22 protein-coding genes are annotated in these 20519 nt (G+C 44.1%); all 22 read left to right on the top strand.

Translation table 11 applies throughout. The features are described from left to right. Window positions 1–9: 9 nt before the first annotated feature. The 22 genes from LQZ07_RS16325 (at window position 10) to LQZ07_RS16220 (ending at window position 20518) form a co-directional block, all read left to right on the top strand. Entirely contained in the window at window positions 10–2151 is a 2142-nt protein-coding gene (locus LQZ07_RS16325) for a chemotaxis protein CheA (RefSeq protein ID WP_152781312.1), read from the top strand. Window positions 2152–2176: 25 nt separating this feature from the next. After that, window positions 2177–3301 (top strand): chemotaxis response regulator protein-glutamate methylesterase, encoded by a 1125-nt coding sequence (locus LQZ07_RS16320; RefSeq protein ID WP_016401694.1) that lies wholly within the window; start codon window positions 2177–2179, stop codon window positions 3299–3301. Further along, the gene (locus tag LQZ07_RS16315; RefSeq protein WP_152781310.1) at window positions 3294–4040 is read left to right on the top strand and encodes a flagellar motor protein; all 747 of its coding nucleotides are present in this window, start codon (window positions 3294–3296) and stop codon (window positions 4038–4040) included. Before LQZ07_RS16320 ends, LQZ07_RS16315 begins: the two co-directional genes overlap by 8 nt. 1 nt (window position 4041) lies before the next feature. Beyond that, window positions 4042–4965 carry a flagellar motor protein MotB gene (locus LQZ07_RS16310; RefSeq protein WP_152781308.1) on the top strand — a complete coding sequence of 308 codons (924 nt, stop codon included), beginning with the start codon at window positions 4042–4044 and terminating at the stop codon, window positions 4963–4965. Further along, entirely contained in the window at window positions 4965–5750 is a 786-nt protein-coding gene (locus LQZ07_RS16305) for a ParA family protein (protein ID WP_016401691.1), read from the top strand. Before LQZ07_RS16310 ends, LQZ07_RS16305 begins: the two co-directional genes overlap by 1 nt. Next, on the top strand, window positions 5747–6559 hold the full coding sequence (locus tag LQZ07_RS16300; protein WP_152781306.1) for a chemotaxis protein CheW: 813 nt from the start codon (window positions 5747–5749) through the stop codon (window positions 6557–6559). Before LQZ07_RS16305 ends, LQZ07_RS16300 begins: the two co-directional genes overlap by 4 nt. A gap of 138 nt (window positions 6560–6697) precedes the next feature. Next, entirely contained in the window at window positions 6698–7186 is a 489-nt protein-coding gene (locus LQZ07_RS16295) for a chemotaxis protein CheW (protein WP_016401689.1), read from the top strand. Continuing rightward, window positions 7187–7612, top strand: a complete 426-nt coding sequence (locus LQZ07_RS16290) for a DUF2802 domain-containing protein (RefSeq protein ID WP_016401688.1) — start codon at window positions 7187–7189, stop codon at window positions 7610–7612. A 315-nt stretch (window positions 7613–7927) separates the two neighbouring features. After that, complete coding sequence (ccmA, locus tag LQZ07_RS16285; protein WP_016401687.1) at window positions 7928–8563, top strand: cytochrome c biogenesis heme-transporting ATPase CcmA; 636 nt, start codon at window positions 7928–7930, stop codon at window positions 8561–8563. Further along, window positions 8563–9228, top strand: a complete 666-nt coding sequence (ccmB, locus tag LQZ07_RS16280; protein WP_152781304.1) for a heme exporter protein CcmB — start codon at window positions 8563–8565, stop codon at window positions 9226–9228. The genes ccmA and ccmB overlap by 1 nt, the downstream gene beginning before the upstream one ends. Before the next feature lie 33 nt (window positions 9229–9261). Further along, a complete protein-coding gene (locus LQZ07_RS16275; protein WP_152781302.1) occupies window positions 9262–10014 on the top strand; it encodes a heme ABC transporter permease in 753 nt (250 codons plus the stop codon). Window positions 10015–10018: 4 nt separating this feature from the next. Continuing rightward, the gene (gene ccmD / locus LQZ07_RS16270; RefSeq protein ID WP_016401684.1) at window positions 10019–10225 is read left to right on the top strand and encodes a heme exporter protein CcmD; all 207 of its coding nucleotides are present in this window, start codon (window positions 10019–10021) and stop codon (window positions 10223–10225) included. Continuing rightward, complete coding sequence (ccmE, locus tag LQZ07_RS16265; RefSeq protein WP_016401683.1) at window positions 10222–10716, top strand: cytochrome c maturation protein CcmE; 495 nt, start codon at window positions 10222–10224, stop codon at window positions 10714–10716. Before ccmD ends, ccmE begins: the two co-directional genes overlap by 4 nt. Window positions 10717–10727: 11 nt before the next feature. Next, on the top strand, window positions 10728–12737 hold the full coding sequence (locus LQZ07_RS16260; RefSeq protein ID WP_152781300.1) for a heme lyase CcmF/NrfE family subunit: 2010 nt from the start codon (window positions 10728–10730) through the stop codon (window positions 12735–12737). Beyond that, window positions 12738–13268 carry a DsbE family thiol:disulfide interchange protein gene (locus LQZ07_RS16255; protein WP_016401681.1) on the top strand — a complete coding sequence of 177 codons (531 nt, stop codon included), beginning with the start codon at window positions 12738–12740 and terminating at the stop codon, window positions 13266–13268. Between the two features lie 2 nt (window positions 13269–13270). Then, window positions 13271–13741 carry a cytochrome c-type biogenesis protein gene (locus tag LQZ07_RS16250; RefSeq protein ID WP_152781298.1) on the top strand — a complete coding sequence of 157 codons (471 nt, stop codon included), beginning with the start codon at window positions 13271–13273 and terminating at the stop codon, window positions 13739–13741. Beyond that, entirely contained in the window at window positions 13741–15012 is a 1272-nt protein-coding gene (ccmI, locus tag LQZ07_RS16245; RefSeq protein ID WP_152781296.1) for a c-type cytochrome biogenesis protein CcmI, read from the top strand. The genes LQZ07_RS16250 and ccmI overlap by 1 nt, the downstream gene beginning before the upstream one ends. Window positions 15013–15173: 161 nt before the next feature. Next, complete coding sequence (locus LQZ07_RS16240; RefSeq protein ID WP_152781294.1) at window positions 15174–15947, top strand: VacJ family lipoprotein; 774 nt, start codon at window positions 15174–15176, stop codon at window positions 15945–15947. Between the two features lie 220 nt (window positions 15948–16167). After that, on the top strand, window positions 16168–17169 hold the full coding sequence (locus LQZ07_RS16235) for a response regulator (RefSeq protein WP_194164094.1): 1002 nt from the start codon (window positions 16168–16170) through the stop codon (window positions 17167–17169). A gap of 228 nt (window positions 17170–17397) precedes the next feature. Continuing rightward, the gene (locus LQZ07_RS16230) at window positions 17398–18432 is read left to right on the top strand and encodes an undecaprenyl-phosphate alpha-N-acetylglucosaminyl 1-phosphate transferase (protein ID WP_152781290.1); all 1035 of its coding nucleotides are present in this window, start codon (window positions 17398–17400) and stop codon (window positions 18430–18432) included. Between the two features lie 33 nt (window positions 18433–18465). Next, window positions 18466–18852 carry a hypothetical protein gene (locus LQZ07_RS16225; RefSeq protein ID WP_152781288.1) on the top strand — a complete coding sequence of 129 codons (387 nt, stop codon included), beginning with the start codon at window positions 18466–18468 and terminating at the stop codon, window positions 18850–18852. A gap of 4 nt (window positions 18853–18856) precedes the next feature. Then, complete coding sequence (locus LQZ07_RS16220; protein WP_249483209.1) at window positions 18857–20518, top strand: polysaccharide biosynthesis/export family protein; 1662 nt, start codon at window positions 18857–18859, stop codon at window positions 20516–20518. Window position 20519 lies beyond the last annotated feature (1 nt).

The raw sequence follows: 20519 nt of genomic DNA, 5'->3' as shown, positions 1-20519 counted from the left end.
GAGTAGCGCATGTCGTTTGATGTAGATGAAGACATCTTACAAGACTTTCTCGTAGAAGCGGCGGAGATCCTTGAGCAGCTGTCTGAACAGCTGGTTGATTTAGAAAAACGTCCAGATGACAGTGACTTGTTAAATGCCATATTTCGTGGTTTCCATACAGTTAAAGGTGGAGCAGGCTTCTTGTCATTGACCGAACTGGTTGATGTTTGTCACGGAGCTGAGAATATTTTTGACACCTTGCGCAACGGTGGAAGGAGTGTATCGCCTGAGCTAATGGATGTGATTCTTGAAGCGCTAGATTCAGTTAATGATATGTTCGCTCAAGTTCAAGCACGCGAGCCTTTAACACCTGCGTCTCCTGAATTAATTGAAAGCTTACATCAGTTGTCTCGCCCAGAATCTGCTGACGAAGTGGCTGCAGAGCCAGAGCCAGAGCCAGAGCCAGAGCCAGAGCCAGAGCCAGTAGCTCCGAGCGCCGATGCCGGCAACATTGACGAAATTACCGACGACGAGTTTGAGCGTTTGCTTGATGAGCTGCATGGCTCAGCTGCACCTGCTGCTGCCGCAACACCAAAACCTACTCCCGCAGCTCCAGCTGAAAAAGCTGCCAGTGATGGTGATATTTCAGATGATGAATTTGAAAAACTGTTGGATGAACTACATGGTTCTAAGGCGCCAGGTGCTGGACAAGCGGCTGCCCCTAAAACGCCAGAAGTAACGAAGCCTAGTTCAAATGCTGATGAAATTGGTGATGATGAATTTGAGAAACTGCTAGACCAATTACATGGTGCAGGCAAAGCACCTGACACTAAAGCCGCTCCAGCTAAGCCCGCAGCTAAAGCTGCGCCTAAGCCTGCTGCAAAAATTGAAGCTAGCCCTAAAGCGCCTGCTAAACCAGCGGCACCGGCCAAACCTGCTGCTAAGGCCGCTCCAGCTAAACAAGAGCCTGCAAAAGCGCCAGCCAAGCAAGCTGTACCTCAAGGTGAAACCACAGTTCGCGTAGATACCCGCACTCTAGACGATATTATGAATATGGTTGGCGAGTTGGTATTGGTGCGTAACCGCTTAGTGAGTTTGGGCCTTAATAGCAATGATGAGGATATGTCTAAAGCCACCGCTAACTTGGATGTGGTGACAGCTGATCTTCAAGGTGCGGTAATGAAAACCCGCATGCAGCCAATCAAAAAAGTGTTTGGCCGTTTCCCTCGAGTAGTTCGAGATTTAGCGCGAAGCTTGAAAAAAGACATTAATCTCGAGTTGGTGGGTGAAGATACCGACTTAGATAAAAACTTAGTTGAAGCGCTGGCCGATCCATTGGTCCACTTAGTTCGAAACTCTGTTGACCATGGTATTGAGATGCCAGACGATCGAGTTGCTTCGGGTAAACCTCGTACCGGTGTTATTCGCCTATCAGCCTCACAAGAGGGCGATCATATCTTGCTTAAAATCGAGGATGATGGCGCTGGTATGAATGCCGATAAGCTAAAATCTATTGCGATTGAGCGCGGAGTGCTTGATGCCGATGCCGCTGCTCGAATGCCTGATAAAGATGCTTATAGTCTTATTTTTGCTCCAGGGTTCTCTACTAAGACTGAAATTTCAGACATCTCTGGTCGTGGTGTGGGCATGGACGTGGTTAAAACCAGCATTACCCAACTTAATGGTTCAGTTGATATTGATTCACAGTTGGGGCAAGGCACTACACTACAGATTAAAGTACCGCTAACCTTGGCTATTTTGCCAACCTTGATGGTTGACGTTGGCAAGCAGACTTTTGCTTTACCATTAACTAGCGTGAATGAAATCTTCCACCTAGACCTTACCAAAACTAACGTAGTTGACGGCCAAGAAACTGTGATTGTTCGTGACAAGGCAATTCCGCTATTTTACTTACAAGACTGGTTAATTCGAAATGGTCAATCTGGAGAGCGTAGTTCTCAAGGGCACGTGGTTATCGTACAAATTGGCCCACAACAAGTTGGTTTTGTTGTTGATAATCTGATTGGCCAAGAAGAAGTGGTGATCAAAGCATTAGACCAATTATTGCAAGGTACTCCAGGTATGGCTGGTGCAACAATCACTAGTGATGGCCGTATTGCTTTAATTCTTGATATTCCAAGCCTGTTGAAACGCTACGCTCGTAAGATGTAAGCCTAGCCTTTAAGAAGAATCTAACATGGCAATAAAAGTACTTGTAGTTGATGATTCGAGCTTTTTCCGACGCCGGGTAAGCGAGATCATCAACGCGGACCCTTCTTTAGAAGTGGTCGATACCGCAAAAAATGGCCGTGAAGCCATCGACATGGTCGCTCGTCTAAAACCCGATGTAGTGACCATGGATATCGAAATGCCGATAATGGATGGTATCACTGCCGTTCGTGAAATTATGGCGAAGAATCCCACCCCGGTGCTTATGTTTTCTTCGCTAACTCACGAAGGCGCAAAGGCCACTCTTGATGCCCTAGAAGCTGGTGCTCTCGATTTTATTCCTAAAAAGTTTGAAGACATAGCTCGTGATAGAGAAGAAGCAGTTAGCCTTCTTCAGCAGCGGGTTAAAGCTATTGCTCGTCGCCGCGTTAGTGCTCGTCGAAGTGTTAGCGCACCGGCTCCAAGCACTCCTGTTCGGCCAAGCGCAGCTACAAGACCTGCAGTAAAAGCTTCGCCAACTACTTCAGCCCCACAACCAAAAGAGCGTGCTACCGCCCGTTTTAAGCCTTCTGGCAAACGCTATAAGTTAGTGGCAATTGGCACTTCCACTGGTGGTCCCGTTGCGCTACAAACCATTCTTACTCAAATACCTGCTGGGTTTTCTAAACCGATTCTATTGGTTCAACATATGCCAGCTACTTTTACTGCGGCTTTTGCTCAGCGACTAAATAGTTTGTCGAGAATCAATGTTAAACAAGCAGAGGACGGTGACGAGTTACGCCCTGGTTGGGCTTATTTAGCACCAGGTGGAAAGCAAATGTTGGTGGAAGGTCGCGGATCTTACGGTCGTTTACGGGTCATTGATGGTAACGATAAAGTAAATTACAAACCGTGTGTTGATATTACTTTTGCCTCTCTAGCAAAGAGTCACCAGTCTAATGTATTAGCGATGATACTTACTGGTATGGGGGCCGATGGCAGAGATGGCTCGCGCTTACTCAAAGAGCAGGGCTCTACCATTTGGGCGCAAGATGAAGCCAGTTGCGTGGTGTATGGTATGCCTCAAGCAGTTGCTAGTGCTGGTTTAGCGTCTGAACAACTACCTCTTGATCGCTTTTGTGAAGCGATTGTAGCGGAAATAGGGAATGGATAAACTTAGCATTGCTGGCGTGTTTATCGCCTTCTCTGCTGTTGGTTTAGGTCATTCTTTAGCGGGTGGTAGCTTTTCAGATCTGGTTAATTTGCACGCTTTTATTATTGTTGTCGGTGGTACAGTTGGCGCGGTCATGCTACAAACGCCAGCTTCTCAATTTGTTCAAGCTATAAAATCCATTCCGCGAGTTTGGCAAACTCAACAACTAGATGTTAAAAAGCAAACTCAACTAATTTTAAGTTGGTCTCATACAGTTCGCAAAGATGGTTATCTGGTATTAGAAAAACATCGACAACAAGCCGATGCCTTTAGTGTACTAGGTTTAGAAATGTTGATAGATGGAGCTGAAACCGAGCAGTTGAAACAGTCGCTAGAAGATATAATCGATCTTGAGCAAAACCGCTTAGAAAAACAAGCTGGGGTATTTGAAGCAATGGGTGGGTATTGCCCAACAGTTGGCATTCTCGGGGCCGTATTGGGGCTAATTCAAGCCATGGACTTTTTAACTAGCCCTGAGCAATTGGGTCAAGGAATTGCCGTGGCATTTGTTGCTACTATTTATGGGGTAGGGTTTGCTAACTTTGTGTTTTTGCCCATTGCCAACAAACTTCGTGCTTTAGCAGGAGAGCGAGCAATATACCAAGAGATGACTCTCGCCGGCTTAGTCTCTATTGCAGAGGGTGCCAATAGTATGGAAGTGCAACGACGCTTGCATAGCTTTAATACGGAACTCAGCTAATATGCGTCATCGCTACGCCACGCAGGCAAAGCGTAACGCAAGTACCGAACGTTGGCTGGTGTCTTACGCTGATTATATGACGCTAATGTTTGCCTTGTTTGTTGTTTTGTATGCCATGGCCATTGCTAATGAAAATGAATATCCCGAATTACAAACCCGATTGCAGCAAGCTATTTCACTTTTCGAAACTGATAAAGTTTCAAATCAAGAAGTTTCTGCTATCGAATTAGAAGGTTCCTCAGAGGCCGGCATTTTACCTGGTGGACAATCTATATTAGATGGAGAAGTCTTTAAACGTGTCGAAGCAACTCCAGCAGCTAGCGATTATCAAAGCAATGCTGACGATGAAGGATTTATTCAGCTGGCTGAACAACTGGCAACAGAGTTTAAAGATTTTCTAAAAACCGACGATATAGTAATAAGTTATGATGAACAATGGCTCACTATAGAGCTAGATAGTCGGCTGTTTTTTGCTAGTGGCAGCGCGTACTTACTCAAACCTGCTGCACAAGTTATTGATGTGTTGGCAGAGAAGTTACGTCAAGTTGATAACTATATTCGTGTTCGTGGTTACACTGATGAAGACAGTATTGATAGCGAGCTTTACCCGAGCAATTGGGAGTTATCTGCAGCGCGGGCAACTCGTGTTTTAAGAGAGTTGCAAGCTAGGGGAGTAGCGCCTGCTAGAATGGCATTAGAAGCTTACGCTGAGTTTGCTCCCGATGAATCGAGTACGAGTCATCGTAAAAACCGACGAGTCGTTATCGCCTTAGCGAAAACTTTATGGCAGCCAAAGGCTGAAGTAAGTCCTGAAGAACCGGAAAAAGGGGAAGCAGAACCGAAAAAACAACCAGACAGTGAAACCATGTTAGCTGTGCCCTTAGAAGGCGGCGGGGTACGTTTTACAACAAGGCAGGAAGAATAGTGAAAGTTTGGACAGTAGCCAATCAAAAAGGTGGCGTAGGTAAAACCACTACGGTAATTTCGCTTGCCGGTTTGTTGGCGCAGCAGGGTAAACGCGTTCTGTTGTTAGATACCGATCCGCATGCTTCGTTAACCAGTTATTTGGGTTTTGATGTTGATAGCGTGCAAGGCACCCTATACGAGCTTTATCAAAACAGCCAAATTGATGATGCGATGGTTACCCATAGTATTCAGGCCACAGCATTTGATAATCTCGACCTTATCCCCGCCAGTATGGCTTTAGCAACGTTAGATAAAGTGCTAGGTCAACGTGAAGGTATGGGGCTAATTCTCAAACGCATCTTATCTCGCGTTGAAGATAAATATGACCATGTGTTAATTGATTGCCCGCCAGTATTAGGGGTAATGATGGTGAACGCTTTAGCTGCTAGTAACAGGGTGTTAGTGCCAGTACAAACCGAGTTCTTAGCAATTAAAGGTTTAGAACGAATGGTTAAAACTTTAGCTATTATGCAGCGCTCTTGCCCCGGCCCCTTGCGCTACACTGTAGTTCCAACTATGTATGATAAGCGCACCAGAGCGTCATTGGCAGCGCTTAAAGAACTACAAGAAACTTACCCCAAAAATATTTGGAATTCGGTTATCCCTATCGACACTAAATTTCGTGACGCCAGCCTTCGTCACACTCCGCCTTCTTATCATATTAAGAACTGTCGCGGTGTTTTTGCTTATCAAACATTATTAGCGCATTTACTGCAAATGACCGATGAGCAGGGGCTATTATGAACAGTGACAAGTTGATGGAAGAAGCACTAGGTGACTACTTTGATTCATTACTTACTGAATCTGAGCCCGAGCCAGAAAAGCTTCCCGAAGTAAAACCAGCTACTCAAGAAAAAGCAGCACAACACATGGAGCCGCAAACCAAACCATTGGAAGAGTTGTTTGCAGAAGCCGAGCTGCGCGTGGCTGCTGTTGCAGAAGCGCAACCGGTATTGCTGCCCATTAAAGAGTTGCCAGAACAAGCGCCTGAGGTTGAAGTTGAGGTAAAAGTTGAAGAATTAGAGCAGCAGGTAGAAGAGCAAGAAGTTGAGGTTGAAACCGAAACATCTCTTGCTCCACAAGAAGAACCAACAGCCGCAGAATGGCAAAATATTGACACTGATAACGATTTTCAGGTGCTGTTTTTTGAAGTGGCAGGCGTTACTTTTGGCGTGCCTCTCACTCAACTTGGAGGGATTCATCGAATCTCCGAAGTGAGCCCGTTGTTTGGTAAGCCTCAGTGGTTTTCTGGGATTATGATTGAACGCGAAGAAAAGCTCAGTGTAGTTGATACTGCCAAATGGGTGATGCCAAACCAGCCATTTGAGCCAGACTATAAGTATTTAGTGATGTTAGGTGAAAGTGCTTGGGGCTTAAGCTGTGAAAAACTATTTGGCACTGAGAGGCTTAACCGAGATGACGTTAAATGGCGTTCAACGCCTGGTCAAAGACCTTGGTTAGCCGGAATGGTAAAGCAAAAAATGTGTGCCTTGTTGCATGTTGAAGAACTCCAACAAATGCTCGCAGATGGCGTAGATATCGAAGGACATTAAAAATCTGAGAGCCCGATAGGCTTCTCAAGTTGAAAAGGTAGGAAAATCTGCCATTTAGTTTTATAACATATGATATATACTGAATAATATGAGTTGCGAGATCCGATAGGACTCACGAATACTAAAAAGGACACGCAGATGAGCGAGCAGCGTAACATCGCAGAAAATATTGCCGAAGATGAAGTATTACAATGGGTGACTTTTCAGCTAGAAAGTGAAACCTATGGCATCAACGTAATGCAGGTACAAGAAGTATTGCGTTATACCGAAATTGCCCCAGTACCAGGTGCGCCAAATTATGTACTAGGTATTATTAACTTGCGCGGTAACGTGGTTACAGTTATTGATACCCGTTCACGTTTTGGGTTGCCGTCTTCTGATATCACAGAAAATTCTCGAATTGTTATTATCGAAGCAGAATCTCAAGTGATTGGCATCCTAGTAGATAGTGTTGCAGAAGTGGTTTACTTGCGCTCGTCTGAGATTGATATCGCGCCAAATGTGGGTACTGAAGAAAGCGCTAAGTTTATCCAAGGTGTGAGTAATCGCGACGGACAATTACTCATCTTAGTTGATCTAAATAAACTGCTTTCTGATGAAGAGTGGGACGAAGTAAGCTCACTATAAATGGATTGGATTAATCTGATTGCCCTAGTGGCAACCGTTGTTTGCCTTGTTGGTGCTATTTGGTTCAGCAACAAGGCGCAACAGCAATTGAAAGCCAATGAGCAAAAAATGCAAAGCTTAGAGGTAGTCACCAAAAATCTTCTTCAGTCACATCGAGTGGTTGAAAAGCAACTGCAAGAAATTCATCAAGCCAATGCCTCTCTGGTGGGTGAGTTAGAACGGCAAAGTGAACAAGTAGAGCAGGCTTTCCTTCGTACCTCTCAAATCCAATCGCAAGATCCCGACAGCAAATTGTATACTCGAGCGGTAAAGCTGGTTGAATTAGGTGCAGATTTAGATGAAGTTATGCGCGAGTGTGAGCTGCCAAAAGCTGAAGCTGAATTACTGCTAAGTTTACGCAATAAAATGAAAGGGCAAGTGAGTTAAGCTGGTTATAACTAAAGAACGCTTTTGCTTAGCCTTCCGTGTTTTCACTCAATGGTTTAACCTCATTAGCCCGATTCAAATTCTTGGTTTTTTCCTCGCTTCCTTTACAATTCTATTTATGGCTTTATTTATTCAAATAAGTTACGAGAGCATGTTAGCGCTCAACTGAAATACCGCAATATACAAACAGGCTATGTTTTTGTTACTTGTATTGCAAAGCGCTGTAAACATGGCGTTAATCCTTATGCTCAATCTAGTTTTTAGGCTTAGCTGTGTTAACATCCTAGCCTGTGTGTTGGGCAAGAAAATAGTTGAATGTTAAAGGTTAATGGGCTGTGTTGTGTACGTGAAGAACGAGTATTGTTCGACGACTTGTCTTTCACATTATCACCGGGTGAAATTTTGCAAGTTGCCGGGCCAAATGGCGCCGGTAAAACCAGTTTATTGCGATTGATTTCCGGCTTGTCACGCCCCGAAAGCGGAGAGATTTTTTGGCAAGAAGAAGCCATTTCTCAGCAGGCTGAGCAATACCATCAACAGTGTCTTTATCTAGGCCATCATGCTGGGGTAAAGGCTGAACTAAGTGCAGTAGAAAACTTACGTTTTTATCTAGGATTGGCTGGTGAAAGCATGGAGCAAGAACAGCTTTACGCTTTGTTAACCCGTGTAGGTTTAGCAGGATTAGAAGAAGAAGCTGTTGCTCATCTTTCAGCAGGACAACAGCGCCGAGTAGGGCTGGCTAGGTTGTGGCTGGTTGCGCGCAAATTGTGGATCCTTGATGAACCATTTACCGCGATAGATAAACAAGGCGTCGCGTATTTAGAACAAGTTATTTTGTCACATGCTCAAAAAGGAGGAATGGTGTTGTTAACGACTCATCAAGAGTTAAATATTCCTACTTCCGATTATCGAATCTTAGAGATTAAGCCGGCCTTTGAGGAAGCGCTGTAATGCATGCGTTTACTACTGTTGTTAAGCGTGAGCTTCTAGCCGCTTTTCGGCAAAAGTCAGATGTACTTAATCCGCTGTGGTTTATTCTCATCGTTATTACCTTATTCCCCATAGCGGTAGGGCCAGAGCCCTTGTTGTTGGCCAAAATAGCGCCGGGCATTTTGTGGGTGGCAGCGCTGTTATCTTCGTTATTGTCTTTAGAGCGTTTATTTCGAGATGATTTTGCAGATGGGTCTTTAGAGCAAATGCTGATGAGTGGCTCATCGCTAGCCTTGATAGCCTTGGCTAAAATCGTTGCCCATTGGCTGATAACAGGTGTGCCTATCTTATTGCTTTCGCCTCTTTTGGCAGTGCTACTGTCTTTAGAATGGCAAAGTTTCCAAGCTACCTTTTACACCTTAGTGCTAGGGACTCCAGTATTGAGTTTGATTGGTTCTGTAGGGGTCGCCTTAACTGTTGGTTTACGCAAAGGGGGCGTTTTACTTAGCTTGTTAGTTTTGCCTTTGTATATTCCAGTGTTGATTTTTGCGACATCTGCGATTGAAGCTGCGTCATTAAGCTTGCCCTATGCTGGGCATTTAGCGATCATGGGCGCCATAAGCTTACTTGCTCTCACCTTAGCTCCTTTTGCTACGGCTGCAGCGCTAAAAGTAAGCATTAACTAAATTTAGAATAAGACCGAGAGAGTAAATACCATTATGTGGAAATGGTTACATCCATACGCAAAACCTGAAGCGAGTTACACCCTAGCAGGAAAATTTGTTCCTTGGTTTAGTGTTTTTGCCATTGTGTGTTTTTCTGTAGGTTTAGTGTGGGGCCTTTTATTTGCTCCTGCCGATTACCAACAAGGCGACAGTTTTAGGATTATCTATATTCATGTGCCTTCAGCAATTATGTCGATGGGCGCTTACTCATCAATGGCCATTGCAGCTTTTATTGGTTTAGTTTGGCAAATTAAACAAGCCGATATGTATGTAGCAGCTGTTGCGCCAGTTGGCGCGGTATTTACTTTTGTTGCCTTATTTACCGGCGCTGCTTGGGGCAAACCAATGTGGGGAGCTTGGTGGGTATGGGATGCGCGCCTTACTTCAGAGTTAATACTGCTGTTTTTATATTTAGGGGTTATTGCCCTTTATAACGCTTTTTCAGATAAAACCATGGCTGGTCGCGCTGCGGGCATTCTCAGCATTGTTGGTGTGATTAATTTGCCTATTATTCATTACTCGGTGGAGTGGTGGAACACCCTGCATCAGGGCGCAACCATTACCAAGTTTGATAAACCCTCTATCGACTCTCGAATGCTATGGCCTTTACTGCTAAATATTCTTGCCTTTGGATTTTTCCTTGGCGCGGTGAGCTTGGTTCGCTTTAGAACTGAACTGTTGCGCCGCGAGCAACGTAGACCATGGGTACAACAACTTATTCAACGCCATATTCAAGCAAAGGGGTAGCACGATGCAATTTGAATCAGTCGCAGATTTTTTTGCTATGGGTGGTTATGGTTTTTATGTGTGGCTTGCGTTTGGGGTAAGCGCTCTAGCCATGGTAGGTATAGTGATAGACAGTATTGTTAAACGAAATGCCATTTTTAAATCTGTTGCGCGCCAATCTGCGCGACAGCAACGAGTTGAAGCAGCAAAAGAGGTAACTGAACGCTTATGAACCCAAGACGTAAAAAACGCTTAACGATTGTTCTAGCAATTGTAATTGGTTTGGGGGCTTCTATCGGCTTATTGCTGTTTGCGTTACAACAGAATATCGATCTATTTTACACTCCCTCCGAGCTGGTAAATGGCAAAGGAAAAGACGAGATTAAACCCGAAGTAGGCCAACGTTTAAGAATTGGTGGCTTAGTATTACCAGGTACGGTAGAGCGCTCGCAAACTAGCTTGCAAGTTAGTTTTAAGCTGAGTGATGCTGGCGGTGGTATTGTAACCATTAACTATGAAGGCATTCTGCCAGACTTATTTAGAGAAGGACAAGGCATTGTAGCTCAAGGTGAATTAGCCAATGCTACAACCGTAAATGCTTTCGAAGTACTCGCTAAACACGACGAAGAATACATGCCGCAGGAAGTGGCTGAAGCACTAGAAGGTATGGAACACTTTAAACCAGAATATACAGAAGCCCAGCTTAAAGGCTCTGGACACTAGAGACGGTAACTATGATCCCGGAACTTGGACATTACGCATTAATTCTTTCTTGTGCGTTAGCTATTTTACAAAGTGTATACCCGCTATGGGGCGCGAGTAAAAATAGTGTTTCATTAATGAAACTTGCTCGACCTTTAGCGCTAGCGCAGTTTGCCTTCGTCACATTGTCTTTTGTGGTCTTGAGCTACTCATTTGCTATAAATGATTTCTCGGTAGCTTATGTGGCTAATAACTCGAACAGCCAGTTACCGGTTTACTACCGCTTATCAGCTGTTTGGGGAGCGCACGAAGGTTCATTATTGCTGTGGGCAATGATTTTGTCGGGGTGGGGCGCTGCAGTAGCAATGTTCAGTCGCGGCTTACCACTCGACGCTGTTGCGCGAGTAGTGGCGGTAATGGGTATGATATGTGTAGGTTTTTACCTGTTCATCTTGCTTACTTCAAATCCCTTCGATAGGACTTTGCCATTTTTCCCAGTTGATGGACAAGATTTGAATCCTTTATTGCAAGATGTAGGATTAATTTTCCACCCACCTCTTTTGTATATGGGCTATGTTGGCTTTTCAGTGGCTTTTGCTTTTGCTATCGCTGCTCTAATGGCCGGACGTTTAGATTCCACTTGGGCTCGATGGTCTCGCCCTTGGACAATGGCGGCTTGGATTTTCCTTACCTTAGGTATTTCACTAGGAAGTTGGTGGGCATACTACGAATTAGGCTGGGGAGGTTGGTGGTTCTGGGATCCAGTAGAAAATGCCTCGTTCATGCCTTGGCTAGTAGGTACTGCGCTGCTGCATTCATTAGCGGTAACCGAAAAGCGAGGGGTGTTTAAATCCTGGACAGTGTTGCTGGCTATATCGGCGTTTTCTCTTAGCCTATTAGGAACCTTTTTAGTTCGCTCCGGCGTATTGGTCTCGGTGCATGCCTTCGCGAGCGACCCCGCTCGAGGCTTGTTTATTTTAGGCTTCTTGTTGGTGGTGATTGGTGGCTCCTTATTGCTGTTTGCTATTCGTGGCTCACAGGTGAAAAGTCGCGGAACTTATAGTTTGTTTTCTCGCGAGACCTTCTTGTTAATCAACAACATCTTACTAGTGGCTGCCTTAGTGGTGGTATTGTTGGGTACTTTATTGCCGCTTATTCATAAAGAAATTGGCCTAGGCAGCATCTCAATTGGTGAGGCCTTCTTTAACCGAATGTTTAGCTGGATGATTGTGCCTTTTGCGATTGCTTTGGGTATTGGTCCTTTGCTGCGGTGGAAGCGCCAAGACGTTCGCCCCCTTAAAGGTTGGCTGCTGGCTTTAGCAGCGTTTAGTTTATTGCTGCCAGCTGCATTATTGGTAATGCTAGCACCGAAGTTCTACGCCTTGGCTTACATGGCGCTTGCCTTATCATTTTGGGTGATTAGCTGTACAGCTTTAGAAGTATATTTGCGTGCCACTCACCGTCACAGTTTCACCAAAGGTTTAAAAGTACTTAGTCGTTCTCATTGGGCAATGGTACTTGGCCATTTAGGTCTTGCGGTAACGGTAATTGGCGTTGCATTGACCAGCCATTACAGTATTGAACGTGACTTGCGTTTAGAGCCTGGTGATTCAGTCACCTTTGCTGCTTACTCTTTTCACTTCAAACAGGTTGAGCCTTTAGTCGGTCCAAACTATGAAGGCCATGTTGGGGTGATTGACGTATATAAAGATGAGCACTTAGCAACAACCTTACGCGCAGAAAAACGTTTCTATCGGGTACAACGTAACATGATGACAGAAGCTGCCATTGATGCAGGCTTATGGCGTGACTTATACGCAGCAATGGGTGAGCAGCTTCCCGGTGGAGCATGGGCAGTGCGCCTATATTACAAGCCCTTTATCCGCTGGATTTGGCTAGGCTCAATTATTATGGCAATTGGCGGTATATTTGCCATGTCGGATAAACGCTATCGTTTCAAAGTTAAGCAAGAGCAGTTAAGTGGCAAGCCACCTGTAAAAGGTGCAAGTAGTAAAAGCACTGATTTGGTAGAGGAGGCTTAAATGAATAAACGTATTTTTTATTTTTTACTGCCTCTTATCGCCTTCTTGTTTATGGCAGTGTTTTTATACCGAGGTTTGTACAGTGACGCTACCGAGCTTGAGTCGGTATTAATAGGCAAGCCGGTTCCGCAATTCACTTTGCAAGATATTTATCAGCAAGATAAGCAACACGATGCTGCGATATTTAAGGGTGAACCCTTGTTGCTAAATGTTTGGGCTACTTGGTGCCCCACCTGTCGCGCAGAACATACCTTTTTGAATTCTTTGGCAGAACAGGGCGTTAAGATTGTTGGCTTAAATTACAAAGACGATCGAATTAAAGCGATAAAGTGGTTGGAGCAACTGGGTAACCCTTATCAAGTGAACTTGTACGATGGTAAGGGCCTGTTGGCATTAGATCTTGGTGTGTATGGTGCTCCAGAAACCTATTTTATCGATAGCCAAGGTGTAATTCGTTATCGCCATGTGGGTGATGTAAACGCGCGTAATTGGCAAGCAGAGCTTGCGCCAATATTTGCTGGTTTGGATTAATCATGATGAAAACTTTTCAAAGCTTTTTAGCGGTGCTGTTACTTAGCCTTCCTATAATGGCGAACGCTGCGATTTCAGCTCTCGAGTTTGATAACCCAGAACAAGAAGAGCTGTTTCGAGAGTTAACACGTGAGTTACGTTGCCCTAAATGTCAAAACAATAACATCTCAGATTCTAACGCTGGGCTTGCTCAAGACTTACGCGAGAAAACCTACCAAATGGTGAAGTCGGGTAGTGATAAACAAGAAGTATTGGATTATATGGTAGCGCGCTATGGCAACTTTGTGCGCTACGACCCGCCACTTACTCCAGCGGTGCTTACCCTTTGGATAGCACCGGTATTAATTATATTGATTGGTGGATTTACTGTGTGGCGACTAGCCCGAAGAAGAAAAGACGCAAAACCTGCGCTAGATGTGGCTGAACAAGAACGCCTAGAGCAGCTAATTAAACAAACGGAGCAAGAGAAATAATGACAGTATTTTGGTTGGCTGCTGCCGTTTTAACCCTGTTGGCTGTGGCGGTTGTTGTATTGCCTTTGTGGCGACAACGAGACAGTCGCTCGGTGACTCAAACAGAACTAAATAAAACTCTCTACAAAGATAGATTAATTGAAATTGAACAAGAGAATGCGCAAGGCTTAGCGGAAGATAGCTCAGTGTTAGTGAGCGAACTTCAGCATAATTTGTTGGATGATATTCCCGAAGAAGCAGATGCCAAACGTAGTGCTATTTCCCCTTGGGTTGCGCTTCCCGGTGTGGTTTTTGTGGTGGCTATTTCCATTGGCATGTATATCAAACTAGGCAGTGCTGAAAAGGTTCAAGACTGGCAGGCGATTGTGCAAAAAATGCCAGAGCTGAGTAACAAGGTGTTACTTGGTCAAGGTGGTGAGGTAAGTGAACAAGACTTAAATGAGTTCGCTTTAGGCTTGCGTACCAAGTTACATAATGACCCCAGCGATACACGCGGTTGGTTTTTATTGGCTAAAGTTGGCCAAGCTCTAAATCGTTTAGACATAATGACCGATGCCGCAGAGCAAGCTTATATGCGCGATTCAAAAAGTGCCAATATTATAGCTGTTTATGCGCAATCTTTGTTCTACAGTGGCGAACCCAGTGAACAAGCGCGCGCTGAGCGACTATTGGTATTAGCCCTACAGCAAGATTCTAGTCAATTAGAGCTTTGGTCCTTGTATGCTTTTATGGCACTTGAGCAACAGCAGTTTCAGTTGGCTATTGATCGCTGGCAGAGAATGCTTAGTTTGGTTGATGCTGACTCTGAGCGTTATCAAATGCTGCAACAAAGTATTGAGTTTGCCGAAGCGCAAATTGCTCAACAGCAAGCGCCAGCTGCGGAACAAACCCCGGCCGTTGAGCAGGCGGTGGTTGAAAACAATCCAGCAAGTGGTCCTAGCTACAGCATCACTGTAGACGTGAAAGAAGGGTTGGAAGTGCCAGGCTCAAGCTTCTTGTTTGTATTCGCGAAGTCTGTGAATGGCCCGCCAATGCCTTTAGCGGCCAAAAAAGTAGCGCATCCGCGTTTTCCTGTAACGGTGAGTTTGTCTGACAGTGATAGCATGATGGAAGGTCTTAAGCTTTCTCAGCAAGGCGATTTTTATATTACCGCACGCTTGTCTTACGACAACAATGTACAAACCATTGAAGGTGATTGGGAAGGGCAATCTTCTGCTATCTCTCAGGGTGAAGAACAAGCAATAAGTTTGCTTATCGATACTCCCCTGTAATTATGTATTAATATTGTAAGTGTTAATAGTTTTTACTATTCAGCTCTTAACATAGATGCCATAATAAAAAGAGGTTGCTTAGCAACCTTTTTTTATTTGTATTCGCAAATTATTTGGTGAGTTGATTTGCGATAGGTATCCGACCAAGGAAGGGGGGCTGAGTGCGTAAAGTAGTTACAGCTTTTTTGATGTTTGCTGTTATGTTGTCTACTGCATCTACCACAATGGCTAATGAAGTAGAGGCTTTTGATGAGCCTTATCAAGACTTCTCCGATCCTTTCGAGGGCTTCAATCGAAGCATGTGGAACTTCAACTATAATTATTTGGATAAACCTCTTTATCGTCCTGTAACACATGTATATGCCGAGTACTTACCCTTTGGCATTCGCGAAGCCATAAACAACGTTATTCGTAACTTGGAAGAGCCCGCTAGTTTTGCTAACCACCTCCTGCAAGGCAAGGTAGAACGTGCTTCTAATAATCTAGTTCGATTTTTGTTTAACTCCAGCTTTGGTATTTTTGGCATTTTCGACCTAATGGGGCGCTCTGGTGTACAGCGAGACATTGAAGAATTCGGCGATGTAATGGGATTCTACGGGGTGCCAGAAGGGCCTTATGTAATGTTGCCTGTACTTGGGCCAACCACCGTACGTAAGGAAGTTGGCGACTGGGTAGACGCATTTGCATCGCCATTAACCAACTTAACGTTTGCCGAGCAGGTGATTAAGTGGGGCTTAGACGGATTGTACAAACGTGCGTCTGTTATTGAGCAAGAACCTCTATTGGATAACTCGCTAGACAGCTATACCTTTGTTAAAGATGCTTACTTACAGTATCGCTTATATCGCTTCTACAACGGTAAGCCGCCTACATCCTCAAAACAAGATATCGATTCAGCTTTAGAAGATTATTTAGACGAGTTAGAAGATTATTAATTAAGCTGAACTATGCTTGTAAGTAGTATCGTTCAGCGCACCTAACGGCCTCTGCTGCTAGTGTTAGCGCTGCCAACCCAGATTTGGTTTTTTACATACCTTTGTGTGGTATAAATTTTATACACGCTTGCTGGCGTTGCAGTTACTTTGCTTATATTATCAACACATTAGACCACCTAAATGCTATTAACGTATTAATTAATAAGGATATTTGGAGAGAGTGCTGGAGCGCGACGATAACCCTTTATACGGGATCTCAATTTTAGTTGTAGAAGATGAAGTGGTGTTTCGTCAGCAGTTGCTCGCGTTTCTAACTCAAAAAGGCGCAATGGTTGGGGCTGTAGGAGATGGACAAGAAGCCCTTAATGCTATCAATCAACAACATTACGATATTATTTTAATGGACCTCATCATGCCGCGCATGAATGGGGTGGAACTGCTGCAACGCTTAGACACCTTCCCCGGCAGTGTTGTGGTTATTTCCGGTAAAAGCACCATGGCCGATTTGCGTAAGGTATTGCAGCTCGGTGCTAGTGACTTTTTAGTTAAACCGCTTACCGATTTTAATGAGTTAACTGACACCATTCTTGCTAACCTTTCAATGGCGAACGAGCACAGCCTGCAAATGGAATTTGCCGAGTTCGATGAACATAAAGCCCACTTTAAAGCCAATGATGCTCAAGCGAGCATGGTTTTGAATGAAATCCTTCCAGAGAATACCCAAGAAATCATCGGGTTCTTTTGTCATTACCGATTGAAAGGGCAATCTCTGTTTCCCATTATTAAGCAAATTGACGAGCATCATGTAGGTTTTTTGGTGGTTGATATTTGCTTATTAGGTGATGAAGGAGTGGTTGCTGCAGTCATTATAAATGGCTTTTTCCAAGACATGTGGAATCGCTTTTTGGTTAATGACCCGACAGCGCTTCAACCCAGCGAAGCCCTTAGTACGCTTAACCGTATTATTAAAGCAGCCGATCTACGGGCACCAGTTGCCTGCTTGTATGGTGTGATAGAGCATGACCAAGTATTGTTTGCTAATGCGGGTTTGTTAGATGCACCAACTCCTTTTGATGCAGCTCATCCTGGAATGCCTTTAGGTCTAAACGCCGATGCCCATTACTTAGAAAGCACCGGAAAGCTGTCAGACATAGGCTTTAGTTTACGCTTTAAAAACTTGGCCGACGATCGCATCAACCTAAAACTCTTCCCAGTAAATTAATTGACTAATTGGTCTTTATTTCCTTTCTTTATGTATGTAAATAGATGTACTATAAGTACACTATATCGAAGCGTATAGTCGATCTAATCGGTGATGGATTACCGGAACCTTAGAGTAAGATATCAATATGAATATAAAAATAAGCATAAAATATTGGCGTAAAGCAGTCGTAACCCAGTACTAGTAACTAAATGAACATGTTGTATTAAATTTTGGTCAAGGTTTAACATGGAATCTCTTATTTTATTGATGTTGGGTACAACTGTACTTACTTTTTTTGCTTTAGTTTTTCTAAAACCCTTTTCGGAAGCTGTCGGTTTAAACGACATACCTGATAGTAGAAAAAATCACGAATCTCCAGTACCTGCCGTTGGTGGACTCGCTGTTTTTTTTGGTTTGGCGGCCAGCACCTTGGCTTTTGTTCCCTTCGATTCTGATAGTATTTCATATTTTTCAGGCGCCATGATGTGTGTGTTGTTGGGCGTCATCGATGACAGAAATGGGCTATCTGCAAAGTTTAAGCTCGTTGCTCAAGTGTTCATCACGCTGTTTTTGTGTATGCAGATGGAACATTTTTTGTTCAACTTAGGTGACTTAGTCGGTACCGGAGATATCTATCTAGGTAGTGCTAGTTATGCCTTGACCGCCTTAGCGGTAATAGGAGCCATAAACTCGTTTAATATGTTAGACGGTTTAGATGGTTTGGTTGGCGGTGTAGCACTGGTTATTTTTGCGTCGATGGCTTTTCTATTCTCCGCTAATGGTATTAGTTTCGATATGATGTTGGCGATGGCTCTGGCTGTTGCACTAATTCCCTATTTGTTGATGAATTTAACGATCCCGCCTTTTAAAACAAAAGTATTTTTGGGTGATGCTGGCGCAATGCTTATCGGTTACAGTGTTGTGTGGTTGTTAATTGGTGGCACGCAAACAAGCTCCCCCAGTTTCACTCCAGCAGCTGCCTTATGGCTGGTCGGGTTACCGTTAATGGATATGGCCTCTGTTATGATTCATAGAGTGAAAGCTGGGCACTCTCCTTTGGAAGCTGACCATCGCCATATCCATCATCGCCTGTTAGCCGCCGGTTTTAGTAAAAAAGCCGTGCTTGCTATAGTCAGTTTTCTAGCTTTTGTGATGGCAGGACTCGGTGTCTTGGGTTGCGTCCTAAATGTGCCTCAACCGTTAATGTTCGCTAGTTTTATGCTAGCCTTCATTTTATATAATGCTATCGTTGGACAAATTAAAAGTAATAGTGTGGTATAACTGCACCATTAGCTTTATCAAAACAATATAAAAATGAATATGTCAAAATGGTTAATTGCTGTAACCACTGCGCTTGTTCTTTCTGGGTGCACTAAACCCATTGAGCAACCTGTGGCAAGTAGACAGCTAGTCGAGAATGTTGTAGAACGTGATAAAAATTTGATTCCAGAGCAGTACTGGGGAGAGTTAGATTCAGCAGAGCGTTTCTCAAATTTGAGTATTTCTAAGTACAACATTACATTGTTAGATCTTTATGATTCAGCTAGTGGTAAGGTTTGTCGAAGGTTTGAAGCTACCGAAGTTGGTTCAGACTCCTCAGCAGAGATCAGAGTAGCTTGTCGAAAGCCTTCTGAAACAGCTTGGTATTTATCTGCTCCAACTGTTTCCAATTTGACTTACGATCTTCGCCTAGGAAACTAATCGCGTGACCATCAAACTTTTTATGAATATCAAAGTTCTTTCCTGTTTGGCATTCGCCTTCTTTTCATTTAGTACTTCATCTAACGAATTAATCCCTATTCCTGCTAACCAGCAAGCAGGTGTTCAGTCGGGCTTTAATAGTCCTTCTCCTAATACTCAGCTCCCAGTTGGTGAAGAAGATCTCCCTCCTCCTTATGGTGCCAACTTATTCACAGGCGCTTTTGAGGCAGAACGAAGCGACGGGCTTAATGAAGACTATATTGTCGCGGCTGGTGACAAGATATCCATATGGATATGGGGAGCTGTTAGTCACGCAGATATTGCTACTGTAGATAACCAAGGCAATATTTTTATACCTGAGGTTGGACCAATTAAAGTGTCTGATGTGCCAGCAACCGAAGTTAACGACGTTGTTGCTCAAAAAATACGTTCGGTTTATACCAATAATGTAAATGTATACGTCAATTTATTGAACGCAACACCTGTTAGCGTATTTGTTACTGGGCCTGTGCTTCGACCTGGGCAGTACGCAGGTTTGGCATCGGATAGCGTACTATTCTATTTAAATAGAACTGGCGGCATTGATGCTGAAAGAGGCAGCTATAGAAAGGTAACAGTGGTTCGAAACGGGAAAGCTATTCAGCATATAGATTTATATGACTTTTTGCGAAATGGCGTGTTGCCGCAAATAACATTCAAAGACAACGACGTGATTTTAGTAGGTGAGCAGGGGCCTACTGTTACTGTTGAAGGCGGTGCACGCTACCCGTTTCGCTTCGAGTTGCTAGACGAAGTATCTTTAGGTAAACGCTTGATCGATTACGCTCGACCGATGGCTAAAATTAGTCATGTTGCCGTCGCTGGTAACCGAGAAAGCGGGCCTGTATCGGTGTACTTACCTTACAAACAATTTGAAGCCTATGAGTTAAAAGATGGTGACACGGTAACCTTTAATGATGACCTTAGACCTCAAGTTGTTGATGTACAGATAACCGGTAGTTATTTGGGACCATCTTTCTACACTGTAAACAAAGATGCGCGTTTACTCGAGTTGCTCGATTATATTTCAGTTGATACCGACTTGGCTGATATTAAATCAATTTACATTCAGCGTGAAAGCGTTGCGCTGAAGCAGAAAGAGCTTATCGAAGAGTCTTTACGCCGTTTGGAACGAAGCGTATTTACAGCACCAGCTTCTTCAGACGGCGAGGCGGTTATTAGACAAAAAGAAGCAGAACTCGTTGTTCAATTTGTTGAACGAGCAAGGCAGATTGAACCTCTAGGTAAGGTGATTCTTGCATCAGACGGTAAGGTCGCTAACATCCGTTTGGAGCAAGGCGACCGAATTATAATCCCCGCTCAAAATGATTTGATTCAGGTTGCCGGTGAAGTGTTGATGCCACAAGCTGTAGTGTTTAATGAGAATGCCGTGTTGTTGGACTACGTTGCATGGGCGGGAGGCTTTACCGAAAGGGCGGATGTTGACCGGATAGCCGTGGTACACGCTAACGGTATGATCGATTTTTCTCCGCAGCAGACTTTAGTCGCAGGAGACCAAATTCTGGTGATGCCTAAAGTAGAGGCCAAAACAATGCAAGCTGTTAAAGATATTACCCAAATCATCTATCAAATTGCTGTTGCGGCAAACGTAGTGCTTCGCGACTAAT

It is taken from the genome of Agarivorans sp. B2Z047, assembly GCF_023373605.1.
Taxonomy (GTDB): Bacteria; Pseudomonadota; Gammaproteobacteria; order Enterobacterales; family Celerinatantimonadaceae; genus Agarivorans; species Agarivorans albus.
This window is presented reverse-complemented; position numbering and strand designations above follow the sequence as displayed.

What these genes read in the sequence shown, in the direction of transcription:
- LQZ07_RS16325 (WP_152781312.1), top strand. Translation starts at nt 10, where the DNA reads ATGTCGTTTGATGTAGATGAAGACATCTTACAAGACTTTCTCGTAGAA.
- LQZ07_RS16320 (WP_016401694.1), top strand. Translation starts at nt 2,177, where the DNA reads ATGGCAATAAAAGTACTTGTAGTTGATGATTCGAGCTTTTTCCGACGC.
- LQZ07_RS16315 (WP_152781310.1), top strand. Translation starts at nt 3,294, where the DNA reads ATGGATAAACTTAGCATTGCTGGCGTGTTTATCGCCTTCTCTGCTGTT.
- LQZ07_RS16310 (WP_152781308.1), top strand. Translation starts at nt 4,042, where the DNA reads ATGCGTCATCGCTACGCCACGCAGGCAAAGCGTAACGCAAGTACCGAA.
- LQZ07_RS16300 (WP_152781306.1), top strand. Translation starts at nt 5,747, where the DNA reads ATGAACAGTGACAAGTTGATGGAAGAAGCACTAGGTGACTACTTTGAT.
- LQZ07_RS16295 (WP_016401689.1), top strand. Translation starts at nt 6,698, where the DNA reads ATGAGCGAGCAGCGTAACATCGCAGAAAATATTGCCGAAGATGAAGTA.
- LQZ07_RS16290 (WP_016401688.1), top strand. Translation starts at nt 7,187, where the DNA reads ATGGATTGGATTAATCTGATTGCCCTAGTGGCAACCGTTGTTTGCCTT.
- ccmA (WP_016401687.1), top strand. Translation starts at nt 7,928, where the DNA reads ATGTTAAAGGTTAATGGGCTGTGTTGTGTACGTGAAGAACGAGTATTG.
- ccmB (WP_152781304.1), top strand. Translation starts at nt 8,563, where the DNA reads ATGCATGCGTTTACTACTGTTGTTAAGCGTGAGCTTCTAGCCGCTTTT.
- LQZ07_RS16275 (WP_152781302.1), top strand. Translation starts at nt 9,262, where the DNA reads ATGTGGAAATGGTTACATCCATACGCAAAACCTGAAGCGAGTTACACC.
- ccmD (WP_016401684.1), top strand. Translation starts at nt 10,019, where the DNA reads ATGCAATTTGAATCAGTCGCAGATTTTTTTGCTATGGGTGGTTATGGT.
- ccmE (WP_016401683.1), top strand. Translation starts at nt 10,222, where the DNA reads ATGAACCCAAGACGTAAAAAACGCTTAACGATTGTTCTAGCAATTGTA.
- LQZ07_RS16260 (WP_152781300.1), top strand. Translation starts at nt 10,728, where the DNA reads ATGATCCCGGAACTTGGACATTACGCATTAATTCTTTCTTGTGCGTTA.
- LQZ07_RS16255 (WP_016401681.1), top strand. Translation starts at nt 12,738, where the DNA reads ATGAATAAACGTATTTTTTATTTTTTACTGCCTCTTATCGCCTTCTTG.
- LQZ07_RS16250 (WP_152781298.1), top strand. Translation starts at nt 13,271, where the DNA reads ATGATGAAAACTTTTCAAAGCTTTTTAGCGGTGCTGTTACTTAGCCTT.
- ccmI (WP_152781296.1), top strand. Translation starts at nt 13,741, where the DNA reads ATGACAGTATTTTGGTTGGCTGCTGCCGTTTTAACCCTGTTGGCTGTG.
- LQZ07_RS16230 (WP_152781290.1), top strand. Translation starts at nt 17,398, where the DNA reads ATGGAATCTCTTATTTTATTGATGTTGGGTACAACTGTACTTACTTTT.
- LQZ07_RS16225 (WP_152781288.1), top strand. Translation starts at nt 18,466, where the DNA reads ATGAATATGTCAAAATGGTTAATTGCTGTAACCACTGCGCTTGTTCTT.